At 36.2% G+C, this 17,581-nt stretch carries 14 protein-coding genes, 1 tRNA gene and 1 pseudogene; 8 read left to right on the forward strand and 8 right to left on the reverse strand.

Annotated elements, in window-relative coordinates:
- Positions 1–656, forward strand: a pseudogene (locus tag ACFIKE_RS05120) (phage late control D family protein); the annotation flags it as partial.
- A 546-nt stretch (positions 657–1,202) separates the two neighbouring features.
- On the opposite strand, the gene ACFIKE_RS05125 reads toward ACFIKE_RS05120, so the two are convergent.
- A tRNA-Met gene (locus ACFIKE_RS05125) sits at positions 1,203–1,279 on the reverse strand.
- 163 nt (positions 1,280–1,442) lie between these two features.
- Here ACFIKE_RS05125 and ACFIKE_RS05130 point away from each other — a divergent pair.
- Both ACFIKE_RS05130 and ACFIKE_RS05135 read left to right on the forward strand, forming a co-directional pair.
- On the forward strand, positions 1,443–2,399 hold the full coding sequence (locus tag ACFIKE_RS05130; protein WP_015856681.1) for a Gfo/Idh/MocA family protein: 957 nt from the start codon (positions 1,443–1,445) through the stop codon (positions 2,397–2,399).
- A 49-nt stretch (positions 2,400–2,448) separates the two neighbouring features.
- Complete coding sequence (locus ACFIKE_RS05135; protein ID WP_375648568.1) at positions 2,449–3,567, forward strand: DegT/DnrJ/EryC1/StrS family aminotransferase; 1,119 nt, start codon at positions 2,449–2,451, stop codon at positions 3,565–3,567.
- 326 nt (positions 3,568–3,893) lie between these two features.
- On the opposite strand, the gene ACFIKE_RS05140 is transcribed toward ACFIKE_RS05135, so the two are convergent.
- The 3 genes from ACFIKE_RS05140 to ACFIKE_RS05150 are packed head-to-tail and all read right to left on the reverse strand — an operon-like array spanning position 3,894 to position 5,155.
- A complete protein-coding gene (locus ACFIKE_RS05140; protein ID WP_375626198.1) occupies positions 3,894–4,160 on the reverse strand; it encodes a hypothetical protein in 267 nt (88 codons plus the stop codon).
- Complete coding sequence (locus ACFIKE_RS05145) at positions 4,150–4,530, reverse strand: hypothetical protein (protein WP_375627013.1); 381 nt, start codon at positions 4,528–4,530, stop codon at positions 4,150–4,152. The genes ACFIKE_RS05140 and ACFIKE_RS05145 overlap by 11 nt, the downstream gene beginning before the upstream one ends.
- A gap of 28 nt (positions 4,531–4,558) precedes the next feature.
- Complete coding sequence (locus ACFIKE_RS05150; protein WP_375626194.1) at positions 4,559–5,155, reverse strand: DUF1134 domain-containing protein; 597 nt, start codon at positions 5,153–5,155, stop codon at positions 4,559–4,561.
- Between the two features lie 216 nt (positions 5,156–5,371).
- Here ACFIKE_RS05150 and chpT point away from each other — a divergent pair, with 216 nt between their 5' ends.
- Positions 5,372–6,010, forward strand: coding sequence for a histidine phosphotransferase ChpT (chpT, locus tag ACFIKE_RS05155; protein ID WP_015856678.1), 639 nt, complete (start codon positions 5,372–5,374; stop codon positions 6,008–6,010).
- A 224-nt stretch (positions 6,011–6,234) separates the two neighbouring features.
- On the opposite strand, the gene ctrA is transcribed toward chpT, so the two are convergent.
- Entirely contained in the window at positions 6,235–6,936 is a 702-nt protein-coding gene (ctrA, locus tag ACFIKE_RS05160; protein ID WP_015856677.1) for a response regulator transcription factor CtrA, read from the reverse strand.
- A 566-nt stretch (positions 6,937–7,502) separates the two neighbouring features.
- Between ctrA and ACFIKE_RS05165 the strand changes: the two genes are divergently transcribed.
- Entirely contained in the window at positions 7,503–7,889 is a 387-nt protein-coding gene (locus ACFIKE_RS05165; protein WP_375626192.1) for a flagellar export protein FliJ, read from the forward strand.
- 146 nt (positions 7,890–8,035) lie between these two features.
- Here ACFIKE_RS05165 and ACFIKE_RS05170 read toward each other — a convergent pair whose 3' ends face one another.
- Complete coding sequence (locus ACFIKE_RS05170) at positions 8,036–8,311, reverse strand: DUF1153 domain-containing protein (RefSeq protein ID WP_015856675.1); 276 nt, start codon at positions 8,309–8,311, stop codon at positions 8,036–8,038.
- Positions 8,312–8,699: 388 nt separating this feature from the next.
- Here ACFIKE_RS05170 and mnmA point away from each other — a divergent pair, with 388 nt between their 5' ends.
- A complete protein-coding gene (gene mnmA, locus ACFIKE_RS05175) occupies positions 8,700–9,911 on the forward strand; it encodes a tRNA 2-thiouridine(34) synthase MnmA (RefSeq protein WP_375648569.1) in 1,212 nt (403 codons plus the stop codon).
- A 295-nt stretch (positions 9,912–10,206) separates the two neighbouring features.
- Here mnmA and ACFIKE_RS05180 read toward each other — a convergent pair whose 3' ends face one another.
- Positions 10,207–11,016, reverse strand: coding sequence for a TrmH family RNA methyltransferase (locus ACFIKE_RS05180; protein ID WP_375627021.1), 810 nt, complete (start codon positions 11,014–11,016; stop codon positions 10,207–10,209).
- Between the two features lie 755 nt (positions 11,017–11,771).
- On the opposite strand from ACFIKE_RS05180, the gene ACFIKE_RS05185 reads away from it, so the two are divergent.
- Positions 11,772–12,680 carry a cation diffusion facilitator family transporter gene (locus ACFIKE_RS05185; RefSeq protein WP_375626185.1) on the forward strand — a complete coding sequence of 303 codons (909 nt, stop codon included), beginning with the start codon at positions 11,772–11,774 and terminating at the stop codon, positions 12,678–12,680.
- A 1,175-nt stretch (positions 12,681–13,855) separates the two neighbouring features.
- Here ACFIKE_RS05185 and ACFIKE_RS05190 read toward each other — a convergent pair.
- Complete coding sequence (locus tag ACFIKE_RS05190; protein WP_375648570.1) at positions 13,856–14,692, reverse strand: DUF1460 domain-containing protein; 837 nt, start codon at positions 14,690–14,692, stop codon at positions 13,856–13,858.
- A gap of 621 nt (positions 14,693–15,313) precedes the next feature.
- Here ACFIKE_RS05190 and ACFIKE_RS05195 point away from each other — a divergent pair.
- Complete coding sequence (locus tag ACFIKE_RS05195; RefSeq protein ID WP_375648571.1) at positions 15,314–16,534, forward strand: MFS transporter; 1,221 nt, start codon at positions 15,314–15,316, stop codon at positions 16,532–16,534.
- The last annotated feature ends 1,047 nt before the right edge of the window (positions 16,535–17,581 follow it).

The following is a 17,581-nucleotide window of genomic DNA, read 5'->3' on the forward strand; positions in this document are numbered from 1 at the left end:
ACCAAACTGTTGGTGAGATTGTTGAGACACTCGCTAAACGCCATGGCTATCAAGCAAAGGTCAGTCCCCAGTTCACCCAACAAACTTTACCTTATGTGATTCGTACAGATCAATCGGCTGTTGATTTTTTAACCCGCCTTGCTGACCGTATGCGGGCACGTTTTTTAATCAAGGACAATAAGTTTTTATTTTTAAGCGGTGACAATTTACCAGCACTCGACATCCATAAACACGACTGTTCCAACTGGGAATTTACCCTAGAGCCACGTACGCAATATGGCACCATTGAAGCTTCTTATTTTGATCGCTCAAAAGGGCAGCAATGCCACATTAAGCATCAGACAGGGGTTAGCGGTCCCGTGCGGCGTTTGCGGACTTGTTACACTTGTGAGGAGGAAGCACGAGCTGCTGCTGCTTCCGAGTCGGACAGGTTGTGTCGTGCTGTGGGCAGTGGTTCTTTGACCCTTGAGGGGCGACCAGAAATCATGGCGGATCAACCTCTTTTATTGCAAGGGTTTCGAGGCGAAATCAATGGTCTATGGAAAGCCGCGACCGTCACCCACTGCTATGAGAAACAAAGCGGATACACCACAGAAATCACACTAGAAACACCGGACAAGGGAAACAAAACAAGAGAAAAGGAAACCTCTGAGTGACAGAAAATCAAAGGGTAATGTTTACCCTTTGATTGGTGATGAAGGGCATTTAGAGGAATAGGGACAACTTGTCCCAATTGCTAAAACGAGAAATAGGATCAAGTTGATCCAATTGCATGAGTACAGCAATAGGGTAATGTTTACCCAATTCCTCAAAGGAGCAATGGTGCAAACATTGCACAATTGCAGACTGAAGAGCAATTTGGTCAAGTTGACCGAATTCCTTAAACGCTTTTCTTTTTAATGATGTTCTGAATAATGTGCTTAGGATACAGAAAAATTATCAGTCAATTTGATTGATCATCTCAAATTGTGATTTTGAGCAGAAAAGAAAAAGAGGCTTTAAATGATCTTTGAAAGGTCTTTGAAGATCCTTTGAGAACCACTTTAAAACTCTTTGAAAAAAAATAAATTGGTACAAAACCTAGTGGCAAAATATACAAAACCCGCTGGCAAGCTACATCTTTGAAAAAAAATAAATTGGTACAAAACCTAGTGGCAAAATATACAAAACCCGCTGGCAAGCTACAACAACAAAAAAAGTAATGGTAGCGGAGGAGGGATTTGAACCCCCGACACAAGGATTATGATTCCTCTGCTCTAACCTACTGAGCTACTCCGCCAAAATAAGCAATCATAATTGTAAAGAATTACATCTTTTGCGGATATAAGGGGTAGAATAGTAAGATGTCAAGCATCGTTTTTAAGCTTTTCTCTTGTCATTCTATTTTATCCTCGATATGTAAAAGTGTAATTTTATATGATAAAGTAGGGTAAGGCATGAAAATGGTGCCACGTGTAGCGGTTTTAGGATGCGGTCATTGGGGTGAAAATCATATACGAACACTCCATTCTCTCGGGGCTTTGGCAGCAGTCTCTGATATTGATAATGATCGTGCTGCTAGTTTTGCAACGATGTATGGTGTAGAGCTTGTTACACCAGATGATCTTTTTACGCATCGAGATATTGATGCGCTGGTATTAGCATTGCCGCCACAATTGCATACGCAAAATGTGCTCCGTGCTGTTAAAAATGGTAAAGATGTTTTAGTGGAAAAACCAATAGCCTTGAATGTTTCTGATGCTAAACGCCAAGTTCAGGAGGCTGAGGCTTATGAGCGAGTTTTTATGGTAGGCCATATTTTACGTTTTCATCCGGCTTTTGAAAAAATGTGTGAATTGGTGAAAAACGGAGAAGTGGGAGATGTGCGATATATTTATTCTCATAGATTAGGCTTTGGAAAATTTCACACACACAGCGATGCTTTATGGGATCTTGCGCCTCATGATCTCTCAATGATTTTGGCGTTGACAGGATGTGAACCTTCCGAAATTCGCGGTGAGGGGGCTGCTGTCGTTGATCAGATTTCTGATTTTTCTCATATTCATATGACTTTTCCAAATGGTGTGCGTAGTCATCTTTTTACTTCACGCTTGAGTTCTTATCGTGAGAGACGTTTAACTGTTGTTGGAACAAAGGCTATGCTCGTTTTTGATGATATGGAACCGTGGAGCCGTAAATTGGCAATGCACCATTTTGCCGTTTGGAAAGAAAATCAAGAGTGGGCTTTTAGCATGGATGAGCTGAATTATATTGATGTTTGTGAAGATTTGCCGCTTACTTGCGAATTACGGCACTTTCTTCATTGTATTGAAACGCGTCAATCACCTCGTACAAATGGTGATGATGCTATTGCGGTTTTACGGATTTTAACAGCTGCTGGTGTCAATTATGATAGATAAAAGAGATAGGTAGCGCTTTTGCATTCTTGTGATGATCAATGGAGTTAATATGCAATTCATCGACCTTGGGGCGCAGCGTGCGCGTATTGAAGATAAAATTAATTCTGCAATTGCACATGTTGTCACTAGTGGTAAGTATATTTTGGGGCCAGAAGTAACAGAATTTGAAGAGAAATTGGCAGAATATCTTGGTGTTAAACATGTGATTGCATGTGCTAATGGAACAGATGCTTTGAAGATGCCTCTTATGGCTAAAAATATTGGTCCAGGGGATGCTGTGTTTTGTCCTAGTTTTACATTTTCAGCAACGGCTGAAGTGGTTGCTTTGGTGGGGGCTAAGCCTGTTTTTGTTGATGTTTTACCTGATACATTCAATATTGATGTTGAAAAACTTTCTCACGCTATCGAAATGGTAAAAAAAGAGGGACGTCTAAGGCCAAAGGCTATTATTGCCGTTGATTTATTTGGTCTTTCTGCTGACTATGTGCAAATTGCTCAAGTGGCAGCAAAGGAAAATCTTTTTGTAATTGAAGATGCTGCTCAATCTATGGGTGGAAGAAGCGGTAATACTATGTGCGGTGCTTTTGGTGATGTGGCTGCTACAAGTTTTTATCCTGCAAAACCATTAGGATGTTATGGCGATGGAGGCGCTATGATGACCAATGATGATCATTTTGCAGAACTTTTACGCTCTATTTTGTTTCATGGTAAAGGTGAAACGCAATATGACAATGTACGTATTGGTATGAATTCGCGCCTAGATAGCATTCAGGCTGCAATTTTACTAGAAAAGTTTGCGATCTTTGAAGATGAAATGGAAAAGCGTGTAGAAATTGCTCAACGCTATTCCAATGGCTTAAGAGATGTTGTTACAGTTCCAGAAATAGGAGAAAATATTCGTTCTGCTTATGCACAATATACGATTAAGGTAAAAGAACGTGATAAATTAAAAGATTTTTTACAAAAAAATTCTATCCCTACAATGATTTATTATAAAACTCCTTTACATCAACAGCCAGCTTATAAACACTTTCCTTATGTAAAAGATTCCCTTTCTGTTTCAGAATCTTTAGGAGAGTGTGTTTTAAGTTTACCAATGCATCCTTACTTGACACAAACGGATCAGGATATGATTATCCAAAAAATAAGAGATTTTTATCACTTTTGAGAGCGTATTTTTATCCTTAAAATTATGGTCAAAGCTCTATTGTTGACTCATCTTAGAAGGTACCTTTTGTTAGAGTGTGTGACCAATGTTTTTGGTATTATTTGCTTTCTAGGACCTATGAAATGTTGTCCTTTAGGGCGGTGATATGATTAGCAAGTGGAATCTGCTAGACAAGAAGATGCTTTTTAACAGAACGGTATGGGTTAAGAAACTTTGTCCTTTAGCTTAGCAAGAAAGTCACGTTTAATAAAAAGGATTTGGGTTATGAAAGTTATAATGAACCTTTGTTGATTTTACTCTTCATTCAAGGTGTTTTAAAAGATAACTTATTTAACGGGGTTTTGGGAGAGACAAGTGATTTTTTTGCGAATACGTGATGCGAGGTCATTTTTGCTTTTTGATTTTTGAATCAATGTATTGATGGGTGATGTGTTTCCCTCTTGTAGCGCTATTTGAGCTGCCAATGTTGCTGCAAGTTCTTTTGTTTCTTCACGGAGTTCTTCCAGCAATTGATGGTTAGCAGTCGTGTCAAGCTGATAAGTTTGGATTTTTTGTAAACGTTGCTGATAGTGTGCGATTTTTTCACGCATCATTTTTCTTTCCTTTGAAAGTTGTGGCGATATTTTGTTTGATTGCTATCGCTTCTTTAGTGAGAGTGTCTTGTGTGGGGAGGCATAGCCGATAAAATTGTTCTGTTATTTGGCTCAGTTGTACTTTTTGTTGGGCGTATTTTTTTTGCAAAAATTCGTACTTTTGTTGGTTGTTTGCTAATTCTACAGCATGTTGTGCACGAAGAAAATCGTGATTTGCTTCTATTTCCGCGAGTGATAATGGCATTTGCGCACAAACATCTTTATACGCAAAATGAACGGCTTTACGCCAAATAAAAGGAGACAAAAGCACCAGTACCCAAGAAGTGAAAGCAACTCCAAGAATAAAAAAAATAAACGATTGAATAAGCATAATACCCCTATTTCAAATAAGAATACGTTTAAAACGGATTCCATGTCGGTCTAGGTGTTAATTTTAAATATCCTATATTGATACCAAGGCGTGCACCGATCCCTGTACGTATTGGGATTAACAAGGTATTATGGTATTTGAGGACATGAAAACCAACACCTGCAATTAAATAGGCCGAACCTGAAATACCACCATAGCGTTTCCATAAATTATTTATGCTATTAAGGTTGTAAACTAAGATCATTAAACGGGAGCCTTGGCCGCCAAAATCCCATCCTACTGAGGGACCTTGCCAAAAAACTTTATGTTGACCATAGCTTTTGGTAAAAACTCTTCCTTCACCATAGGTTAATCCAGCAAAAAAGGCACCAGAAGCTTCTTCTCCTAAAATATAGGCATTGGGATAACCGTATTGTGAAAAAATATTTTGAATTGCAACAGCCAGACCACTGGCTGTTTTTCCAAAAAAAAGATGCCCAGAATCAATAATTTCTTGGAGTGAATAATGGGGTTCGTTTTGCTCTATTGGTTGTAGTTGAGCATGTGCAGTGTTTATGGTGATGAATAAAAGGAAGATTAAAGATATAATATTTTTGTACCAGTATTTGAGCAGAGAGAGAGCCATGAAGTTTTCTCCTTTTATTAGTGATAAACAAAAAGATAATATTAGAATTTTCATTCTATTCAAATAAAAAATAAGATATAAGGTTATTTAAATTCTTGAATTTATTTCTGAAATTTTTTTAGCACGATTGTTAATGTTTTCTATTATGCATCAGATATTAAGAGTTTTTCTTTAAAATAAAGTTTGTTTTTTTGAATCTAGGAGTTTTCAATCATTATGACGTTAGATATTTCTTTGAATCCTACGGATCTTGCTGCTTTGCTTTGTAGTCGTATTTGCCATGATTTGATCTCACCTGTGGGGGCTATTCAAAATGCAATGGAGCTTTATGATGAAGGAGGAGCTGAAGAAGATGCTTTACAATTGGTGCGTTTATCCGTTGCGAGTGCTGCTGCACGTCTACAATTTGCGCGATTGGCTTTTGGTTTTGCTGGTGCAAGTGGAGGACAAATAGATACACGGGCTGCAGAGCAGGTTGCTCAACAATATATGAAAGAAGAAAAAGCAACTTTAAAATGGCAAGCTTCTTCTTTATTGTTACCAAAAGATGAAGTTAAACTTTTGCTTAATTTATTATTGATTGCAAACGCAACAGTTTCTCGTGGTGGTGAAATTGTTGTTATGATTTTGCAAGAAGAAAATAAACGTTCTTTTCGATTTGAGGTTTTCGGTAAAACTCTCCGTATACCCCCTCATTTTCTTGCGTTATTTCGTGGAGAAGTTCAAGAAGAGCTTATTGATGCACATGTCATCCAATTTTATTACACAATGTTACTTTCTCAGATGACAGAGATGAAAATAAATATTGATGAAAATGATCATTGTATTGTTTTAGAAAGTGTAAAAAAGCTTTGAATAAGAGAGAAGCGCTTAAGCCGTGTTGGGAAAAGTGGCTTCGATTGAACATATGAGCAATAGAGTTATATGTGTAAATGCTGTATAGTTACTTATTAAGCTTTAAGCGCTTTCTATATGAGAATTTTTGGTGTGCGAGTTTTCTACTTTTAACAGAGAACAGATTTTGGGAAAAAATCTCGGCCCGCCACACTCCGAGATTTTACAAAGTGCATGTTCACTGCTTAAGCGGTTTTTCGTACGTTCTCTTCAACTGGATCACGTAATACATAACCGCGTCCCCAAACTGTATCAATGTAATTTACACTAGAAGAGACTGCTTCCAATTTTTTCCGCAATTTACAGATAAAAACATCGATAATCTTTAGTTCTGGTTCATCCATTCCACCATAGAGATGATTGAGAAACATTTCCTTAGTAAGGGTGGTACCTTTACGTAAAGAGAGAAGCTCTAGCATTTGATACTCTTTTCCGGTTAAATGAACGGGGCGCCCTGCAACTTCGACGGTTTTTGCATCAAGGTTGACAGTGAGATCACCGGTAACAATAACCGATTGTGCATGTCCTTTAGAGCGACGAACAACTGCATGGATACGTGCAATGAGCTCATCCTTATGAAAAGGCTTTGTCATATAGTCGTCAGCTCCAAAGCCAAAACCACGGACCTTGTCTTCAATGGCATTCATACCAGAAAGGATCAGGACAGGAGTTTTTATTTTTGCCAACCTTAGAGTCCGCAAGACATCATACCCTGACATATCGGGCAAATTCAGATCAAGCAAAATGATATCATAATCATAGAGTTTTCCTAAATCGATACCTTCTTCACCCAGATCAGTGATATAAACATTAAAGTTAGCTGACTTTAACATTAACTCAATGCTTTGAGTAACTGCTCTATCATCTTCAATTAATAATACGCGCATTTTAGATCCCTCACTTCGCTCCTTCACGAATCATAAGGAGCATTTCTATTTTATAATCAGTTAGCAAAACCACTGTTATAAAAACAATTCATGAAATCAAACACTTATAACAAAGTGTTTATGAATATTTCAGTAGTACGCGTAACAATCACTACTAAATTCCCCACTATCCATGATAGTGGTTAACAAAATATTTTTATTTTTGAAAGAGGCTGCAAAATTATTTTAGAAAAATCGCATATTTTTTTAACATAATAAAAAAAGAAGGGCTTTTTTTATAAACTTTAACTTAAAAAAATTTGTAAAAGAGCATTATAAATTACTTTTTTACAATTTCAGTGTTTGTTTACTGAGCTTTAAATCTCTTCATTTTATAATGGGGGGAAAAGTAAAGAAATAGTTATTGCTCTTTAAAGCAGATTGTATGTTCAGATGCTTTAATGAAAGGCGAAAATTGTTATAATTTCAAGTCAATAGACTGTTTTTGTCGGATAGACATATAACTAAAAGATATTTATTGGGTGTGAATGCGAGTTTTGAGTTGGCGCAATCAAGGAGTAGTGAGTATGAAGCCACGAGAAAATATGGTGCGATTGAGGATGTTTCAAGTGCGTGGAAAACGCCGTGAAATTGCACAGCTTGAGATGATGATCGCAGAGTTTGAACGAATGGTGTTAGAGCTGGAAGCACAAATTACTCATGAAGAACGTAAATCTGGAAACAATGATGTTCACCATTTTGCTTATTCTGCTTTTGCGCGTGCAGCGCGGCAAAGACGTGATAATCTGATCAATTCAATTCGTGATTTACAGCTTCAAAAAACAAACGCTGAAATTGCTCTCCATGAAGCTAATACAGAGCTGCAACGTGCACAGCTTTTGGAAGCACGGGAAAAGAAGATTGCTGCGGGTGGTGAGGATATTTTGATTCAATCTAATTCAATGGTTGGCTAATTCAATGGTTGGATGATAAAAGCAATTATTGAAAAATCTATTCTTTCAGATTTATCTTTTGGGTATAGTATAAAACAGCCAAATTTTTATCAAATTTGGCTGTTTTACAAGTTTCTTTATGTTATCGAATCGTCATCAAGGGCAACTTAATGCCTGTAGTTTTGAATCTTGGTCGTTCGTAATCCCGCTAAACCGTGTTCATCGATCAAACTTTGCCATGAAAGAAATTCTTCTACAGTCAAAGTATAACGTTGGCACGCTTCGTCAAGACTTAACAATCCACCTCTGACAGCCGCAACAACTTCAGCTTTGCGACGAATCACCCAGCGTCGTGTTGTTTGCGGCGGTAGGTCGGCAATTGTAAGCGGACTTCCATCTGGCCCAATAACATATTTCATTTGTGTTTTTATCAAATTGGTCATTCGTATCCTCTACCTTTAGTCAAGGACTTGATTCGTTTATAGAGCATGAAATTTAAAAAAGAGCTAAACGCGCTGAAAGAAAAAATTAATAAAGTGATTGAGCACGTAAAAAGAAACTTAAGTGAAGTGTGTAGAAGAGCTTCTTGCAATATTTTACCAGATTTTAAAAAGAGCAAAAAGGTTTTCTCCCAAACGATTGCCATTATGCCTTATTTCGATCATTCTTTTTTTGTTTGCAGCAGCTTTTAAGAAAGTAATGCCTATGGTTGTGGAAAAGATAAAAAAACAATATAAAGACAATCAATCGTGTAAAAGTGCTGAAGAGCGTACATCAAAATGTTAACATATGGGTAGACATTAAACAGAGCATTAAATAGAGAATGAATACATGTTTTTAAACAGTCTTGATTTACCAGGACAACCTGAGGATTCTCGCATTGTTGTTGCAATGTCGGGAGGGGTTGATTCATCGGTTGTTGCAGGTCTTTTGAAAAAGGAAGGGTATAATGTTATTGGCATTACGTTGCAGCTTTATGATCATGGGGCAGCGACGCATCGGGTGGGGGCGTGTTGTGCAGGACAAGATATTGAGGATGCACGCCGCGTTGCAGAAACATTAGGAATACCGCATTATGTTCTTGATTATGAAAAGCGTTTTCGCGAAGCTGTTATTGATCCTTTTGCAGAAAGCTATGCGCATGGAGAGACACCAGTACCATGTATTGCGTGTAATCAAACGGTTAAGTTTGCTGATTTATTAGCAACGGCACGCGAATTGGGGGCAGATGCTTTGGCTACGGGGCATTATATTCGTTCGCGTTCCCACGGAGCGCATCGAGCACTCTTTCGTCCTCTCGATAATGATCGTGATCAGAGTTATTTTCTCTTCGCAACGACACAAGAACAGATTGATTATTTGCGTTTTCCACTTGGTGACCTTCCAAAAACCCGCGTTCGTGAAATGGCAGCAGAAATGGGCTTTGTGGTTGCCAATAAGCATGATAGTCAGGATATTTGTTTTGTTCCACAAGGAAAATATTCAGATGTTATCGCAAAACTGCGTCCAGAAGCAGCTAATCCTGGCGTTATTGTCCATATTGATGGAAAGATCTTAGGTAAACATTCGGGAATTGTTAATTATACGGTTGGTCAACGTCGTGGTATTGGAGTATCAACGGGTGAAGCGCTTTATGTGGTTTATCTCGATGTGGAAAATGCACGTGTTATTGTTGGACCGCGTGAAATGTTAGAAACACATAAGCTTTTTTTACGTGATGTGAATTGGCTTGGTGATGAGTCGTTAGATAATTTTCCTTCTCAAGGTATTGAGGTAGCTGTAAAGGTGCGTTCAACGCGTCCTCCTCATCTTGCGCGCTTACATTATAAAGAAGGTATTTTTTCCGTTGATTTATTGGAATGTGAAAATGGTGTTGCACCAGGGCAAGCTTGCGTTCTTTATGATGGAAATGATCATGAGGCGCGTATTCTTGGGGGAGGATTTGTAACACATTCAGAACGTGCGGCCCATACTGAAATGATGTTGAAGCGCGTTTTATGCAATCTCGAAACAAAAGATTCTGTTTCCTCTGAACTAAAATAACAGCTTCATAAAAAATAGTCAGTTGATTTATAATGATAATTTTAACCTTAAACTTAAACTTGAATGAGAGACTTCCGGAAGATTTTATCATTGAAAGTTTTTAAATGATTGGATCCATCAAAATTATGTCTTCTGCACGTCATGAGCGGGGTTAGGGTGCGGAAAGCATCGATAAGAAAAATATAAAAATGTTTTTTAATTAATGCTTTCAAATGCTAGGGAACAGCAACATTATTGGGACTGATAGATAACATACAACATCGGATATGTTTTACAACTTAAAGTGTTATCATCTTTAGTGGTCAAAGTTGGTAAAATGGGCAAGTGCAATACCTGAGGCTGTGGCAACATTAAGGCTGTCAAAACCGTCAGTCATGGGAATACGTAAGGTTTTTGATTGTTGTAGTATATGGGGTGGTAAGCCATCGCCTTCTGTTCCAAAAATAAGTGCCATTCTTTTAGTTTTGTTGGCTTGCTTGAGAGTGTGTGAAGCAGAAGGGGAGAGTGCATAAAAATGAAAGTTTTCATCGTTTAGAGCAGCTATAATGTCATTTATATCAGCGTTTTGCGTATAGGGTACTTTTAAAGCAGCGCCGGCAGAAACTCTTATTGATTTACGATAAAGTGGATCGCATGAGGTTTTGTCGACAATAATACCATTACTGGCAAAGGCTGCTGCATTACGAAAAATTGATCCCATATTATCGTGATTCGAGATACCACATAAAACAAGAATCAAAGCTTTTTCTGGAAGATGTTGTAGAAAACTTTGTAAGGATGGCAGTATTTTGCGTTTACCAATACCCAAGACACCACGATGAACATGGAAGCCGGTGATATTATCCATGACTTTTTGTGGAACGCAATAAATGGGACATAGAGGCTGTGTTTTTTCTAAAAGCGGTAGAAGTCCAGAGAGACGGTTTTCTACGATGAGCAGTGAGATGGCAGAAAACTCTTTCGAGTGCAGTAATGCGGACAATGTTACTTTGCCTTCAGCAATAAATTGATGTTGCCGTCCAACAAGATCTTTTTCACGGATATTATGATAGGCTTTTAGGCGTGGATCATCGGTTTCATTGATTGTTATGATATTCAAATGCATGAGAGATTTTTAGTGCTTTTTTCTTATGATTTCCAGATGTTAGAATTTATTTTATTTTAACAAAGAGAGAAAAAAACATTATTTTAAAACTTATGGTAGAATTTGTGTTGACAATATGCAACCATAGGTATAGTATAAAAATACTGATACGGAATCATATATTTTTTCTCGTATCAGGTGCAGTGTCTTGGGTCCCCGCTATTTCCCAAGTTCTGTATGCCCTTAATTTCTAAGGGAAAAGAATCTGGGTCCCCAATGCCCAGATTCTTTTTTTGAGGGTAATCATTGTTCTTCTTTTTTATATCTCAATTTTTTAGTAAATCATATTTTAAAATGCGGTTGACCTCTGAGGTTACAGTAGAGTGCTAAGATATTTTTTCTAAGTTGCAAAGATGGCTTATGATGCACATTATAAGACTGAAAAATAATGCATGATCATGGTATATTTGAGTAAAAACAAGTTTTTTGTTTATGAGATGTGAGATGGCTTTAAGTTATTCAGAAAACGATTAGTAATGAAGGTGATGTGTTTGATTGCTTTTGGGAAAGCTCTTTGTTTATTCTGTTCCTCTCTTCTTCCTTTATTGATTCTGTTCGTGTAACTGAGCAGTTTTTACGATAATAATGTGAGCTTGAAGCGTTTATTGTATGCTGAAGCTTCTGTAATATTGAGGAAATATTGTCGATATGCCAAAAGTATAATTATATGGTTGAAAATATTAATCCCTTATTTCGTGAAGAAAAGGATGAGGTTCATGGATGTAAAAATCAATATACAAAGCTTAACTTTATACTCTATTTTTATTGCGTGTATTGTTTTTGCTTTGAAATATTGGGCATATCACATCACAGATTCGGTTGCACTTTATTCTGATGCATTGGAATCAATAGTTAATATTCTTGCGTCATTTGCAGCATGGTGGGCTGTTAAAGTGAGTATGAAGCCAGCGGATCAGGATCATCCCTTTGGGCATCATAAAGCAGAATATTTTTCCGCCATTCTTGAAGGGATACTCATTATTATTGCGGCAATTGTTATTTTAAGAGAAGCATGGATAGCTCTTTCTACCGTTCAATTATTGCAGAAGCCTGGAGTATGGCTTGTTATTCATCTTATTGCAACTGTCATAAATTGTATGTGGGGAATGGTTCTTATTTGGCAGGGAAAACACCATCGCTCACCGGCTCTTAAAGCGGATGGAGTGCATTTTATAACGGATGTTTTTACTTCGCTTGCAATTTTAATTGGTCTGATTGCTGGTTTTATCGGGGGATGGGGAATTTTAGATCCAATTTTAGCGATAATCGTTGCCGTTAATATTCTCTTACAGGGCTGGAAGGTGATTAGAAATGCTGTTCAGGGATTAATGGACGTTGGCGTTGAATTGAATGAAAGCATGCGGATTCGGGAGCTGATTTCTGCAAATGCATCGGGTGCGCTTGAGGTCCATGATTTACGGACGCGTGTTGCTGGGAGGGTTACTTTTATAGAGTTTCATTTGGTTGTGCCTGCTATAATGCAGGTAGGAGAAGCACATAAAATTTGTGATAAAATCGAAGGTGTTCTTCAACAAGAATTTGATAATGTACGTATTTCTATTCATGTCGAGCCTGAAGATGAGGCAAAATTGCCTCCCGGTACAACGGTGATCCCTTTTATATAAAAAGATTTTTTCAAATTGTCTGCTATGTTATGGGGACTATTTTTTATGATGGGGCGATTCATACCTCTCGAAAATACAGTGAATCTCTTTCGTTGATTTAATTTTTGCATTAATCAATTATAAAAGGTTAAACAGAGTATTTAAGGCAAGATTTATTCTATTTCGTTAAAACACTGTTATTTAAGGTTGGGTATATAAAATTTGATCTATTAAGTGTTTTTAGAGTGTGGAGTAAATATTCAAAATAGGGCTTGCTGGTGTATCCTTGTGTAAGTGAATCTCATGAAATGGTTAGCCGCTTAAATTCACTTAAGAGAACGGATTGTTTACAGACTGTCAGGAGTAGATGTTTCGTTTCTTAGGGCGAGGAGGAATGAAGCTTTCGTCATAAGTTTAATGATAAATTTTATATAAAAGTTATGAGTAGAATTTTAAAGTTTGTGATCATAGATTAATCATCATTATTGTTGCTAATAAATGTGTTGTTTTACCGATAAAATGTGTTCTGTTTTAAATGTTCTTTATTGCATGAAGGATAGGGGACACATTAAAGAATGATGCTAAAGATAGATACTGGTTTTTAATTGATGCCTTCATATTTTCATTTCAATCTAGCATCAAAAATTTTACAATGACGCGTACAGTACTGGTGCATTCTAATCATAAATATGCTGCTACATCAGGGTTATTTTAATGTATAGACAACAAGAAAACGCAAAGACTTTATGAGGAAAATAATGCTATAAGGTCAAAAATTTATACGCAATAAATTAGAGAGATAGATCGAATTTTTATAAAATACTTTATGAGATAAAAAAAACATATCTGGCGTTACTTTTACTTATTTTTACAAACGTTTATCTATGTCTTTTGCGCTATATTCGTAAAGATCAGATTAGTGATAATCTATAGATAATTCTTGGTTGAGAATATAAAAGGAAAGCGTGATACTAAAATAGAGTTTTGCCTGTCTTTATTGTTCAACCAGTAAAAGTGATCACAAATCCGTGATTTTTTACATACCTGTAAACAAAGTTAGATCAAAACGACTTTTTCTCTAAAAACTGTAAAAATATATTGTATCCGTATAGCTTGAACGAAGTTAGATGTTTACCTGAATAACTACAGTATATATTTTAAGAATAGAGAAGATATTTCATATCACTATGATGTTATTAAAGAGCTCTTAAAACAATGATTCCTGGTGTTTTTGCAACATAATCCATAAAAGGAGAATCAACGACTTTTTCGTTTTCTTTTCGTGAAGAAGCATTTCTTAACATTGGCCCTTTATCTGTCATGATAAAGAAGCCCACATGTGTTACATCCAATCCAGCAAGTTTCGTATAAATACCAATAAAATCACCAGACTGTAAACGACCTACAACCTCCTCATTAATAAAGTTACTTGGGATATACGTTATCGTGCGTTTCACAACTGGCAACCCAGGTAGATAGTTTTCACCATTAGCTTTTTTGTTGAGATATTTTTCTATTTTTACCGCATGGGGACTTATTTCAGCGGTAATATCAGTGGCGAGTTTATATTCTCTATAAGCCCAGTCTGTAAAAAAATGTTTGCGATTTAAAAAATGAATATTACCGTTAATATAACGCGTTTTTATGACGTTATTTATGAATTCTGTTTGGGATGTTGATTTGCGTAATGCTTCAACATAATCCAGATAAGTGAAGCAATCTAAGCCTCTAAAATCAATAATCAGTTTTTCTGGTGTCTTTTCTGAGCCATGTAACATATTTGCTTGGTAAGGTGTCCCTAAAAAAGCTTCAGAAAGAAAGTCAATTAGTGTCCCTTTTTCCTGATAATTTGTTTCTGAACGTTTTTTGAGAAGAGCATTTAGTTTATTTAGAGTATAAGGATCTAGTTTTATGTTGTTTGTTTGTTGTGTTTTTATTTTATTTCCTAAAATACTCTCTTGTGAATCAGAATCCTGAACATCATATCCTGTTACCAATATTAAAATGAGAACTAATAGAGATATTTTTCGCATTCTATACACCATTTTTGCATTAACAATTCATGACTAACTATTTCTAAAAGTGCTATTTTTTAAATGCGTATCACGATCATTATTAGATTTAACAGTAGCATATAATCATTAAGAGCATCAATGAATATAAAGATATAATCATGGTTTTTAAGGTTACACAAATTGCAAGCGATATGAATAGTTTCTAAGATTATAGAATTAAAGAATATTTCTCTATAATATACTTATCTTTTAAAAGGTTTCAATTGCTATAGGATATCTAACGTATCAAATGGAATTGAGATTCCTGAAAACGGTGGTATGAGAAGGGGAAATGATGTCTGATAAAATTCATCATAATGTCTCTAAAACTATTGGAAATGCTCTGTGTTTCATGAAATTTTGTTTATGAGTTGGTCGCACAAATATTTTATTCGTATAATGCAAAAAAATATTTTTATGCTTTGACAATGATATACTAATTAAAACGTAATTTTATATTTTTATCTTGACTCTTACTTAAATTTTTACTTTGCTATTATTTTATATATGACAAGTATATGGTATAGAATACTTTTAAAAGGAAAAGGGAGTAAAAAGATAGCGGGGGAGTAATTGTATGCGTAAAATAGTGTGTATGTTATGCAAGACCAAATGCTCAATCCGAATTTTGTTCAGCGTGGGCTCGTTTTAGTGTTCATCACTTTATTGTTAGATATTCTTGGCATTGCGATTATTTGTCCTGTTTTGCCTGAATATTTTTCTCAATTAACTGGAAAAGATGTCAGTACATCTTTTGTAGAAAGAGGAAAATTACTTGCAGCTTATTCAGTGATGCAGTTTTTGTTTGCTCCTGTTATTGGCAATCTCTCTGATCGTTATGGTCGTCGTCCTATTTTGCTGCTCTCTATTATCTGCTTTGCTCTTGATAATCTCATATGTGCCATAGCATGGAGTTATTCTATGTTATTTATCGGGCGTCTTTTGTCAGGGATGAGTGGTGCTAGTTTTGCAACTTGTACAGCTTATCTTGCGGATATATCCGATGATAAAACCCGTACACGCAATTTTGGTCTGTTAGGCGTTGCATCCGCATTGGGGTTTATTTTAGGATCGTTTATTGGTGGTTTTTTAGGTCAGTTTGGTCCGCGTATACCGTTTTATTTTGCTGCTGGTTTTTCACTCATTAATTTTATTTTTGCTTGGCTTATGCTTCCAGAAACTCTTTCTCTGTGGAATAGGCGCTTTTTTGATATTAAGCGGGCAAATCCCTTAGGTGCTTTTTGGCACCTGAAACAATATCCGATGGTTCTTTGGGTGTTATTGGTCTTTTTTCTTTATTGGTTTGCGGAATCTGTATGGTTAAGTATTTGGGCTTTCATTGCAAAAGAACGCTATGATTGGAGTTCTTTTTCTATTGGGCTCTCCTATAGTGTTTTTGGGATAGGCCAATTTATTGTAGTCGCTCTCATTTTGCCTTATTTTTCTAAACGATGGAGTGATTGGCATATTGTTATAGTGGGGCTTTTGTTTGCCTCCGTTGCTATGCTAGGCTATACATTCGCAACGCAGGGGTGGATGGTTTATATGGTTTGTATGTGTACAATGCTTGAATATCTTGTTCATGCACCTATACGCGCTATTGCTTCAGCGCAGGTGCCAACAAATGTACAAGGAGAACTGCAAGGAGCGATGACATCTGTTATTTCGTTAAGTTTAATATTTGGTTCTGTTTTTTATGTGTTTCTTTTTGAATGTTTTACAGATAAAAATGCACAGTTTTATTTTTCTGGTGCTCCTTTTGTTGGAGGCTTTTTTCTTCTTGTCGTTGCGACAGTTATTTTTGTCTTGCGGGTACGTTAATTTGTTGAGGGGAGCTGGTACGTACTACTTTGCTAAAGAATACACAAGATAAACAAAATGTACCATTTTATAGGCAAAAAGTTTTTTGTGATATTGTTTGTATAGTAGAGTCCGTATTTTTTTTGTTGCTTGCAAATTAATATCCAGTGCTAATGCAGCAGCATATTGAAAACAAAGCTTAAAACGTATCTGCGTTAGATGTATCAGTACTGTGCGAACAATTCCAAATTTTATATGGCAAGTTGGAAGTAAAATATTACATATAGCATATATTTGTTTGCCTCACTTCTGGAATCGAAAAAAACTCATTTTGGAAGAATATAAAGTTGTAAAATTGAAAAACCGTTTCCTGTTTTGCCATCACTTTTTTATTCGGCTTTACAGCTTTCAAAACCATCTACGGTAATATCTTTTAAAAAGTAGAGATTTGTTACATGGTCTCACACTTTAGTTTTTTATTCTTTAATAGGAATTATGTTTCTCATGCAAAATAGAATGCTTAAAATTGTATTGTGAATCTAATCCTTATTTGAAGGAATAGCTTTCAATGTGTTTGCGCCAATTTCATGATAGTGCCAATAAAGAATATAAGGTAAAAGTCACTGTCAATGGTATAAGATCTGCTGTACACTACTTACTTTACGTATATAAAAGATGCAGCACCAATCATTCACTTTGCTAGTTTCTAATGTTCCGATAGCTCTGAGTTCTTGGTACGGTTAGGTGCTTTACTCTTTTTAAAAATGGTTTTTATCGACACACTTATCTTGCTTAGGGGGAAGCCAATGATTTTGATGAATACAATTCTAAGAGGAGAGGTCATGAGAAAAATTCAAGTTATTCAGTGCTCTCATCTTAGTTGCAAAATGATAAATAATAACACTTATTCAATAAGTTGTAGGTATACAAATAATATAGTTGTGTATGGGAAGATGATATAATTTAAAGGAGAGAAGCTAGAAAGTGAGATATTTTATTTTAAGATATTTTTTTATAATTCATAATGAGATCACAGAAATGCTGAAAGAGGTAGTGGCTATCTTGTGG

This window comes from Bartonella sp. MU70NMGDW (genome assembly GCF_042194085.1).
In the GTDB taxonomy this organism is placed as follows: domain Bacteria; phylum Pseudomonadota; class Alphaproteobacteria; order Rhizobiales; family Rhizobiaceae; genus Bartonella; species Bartonella grahamii.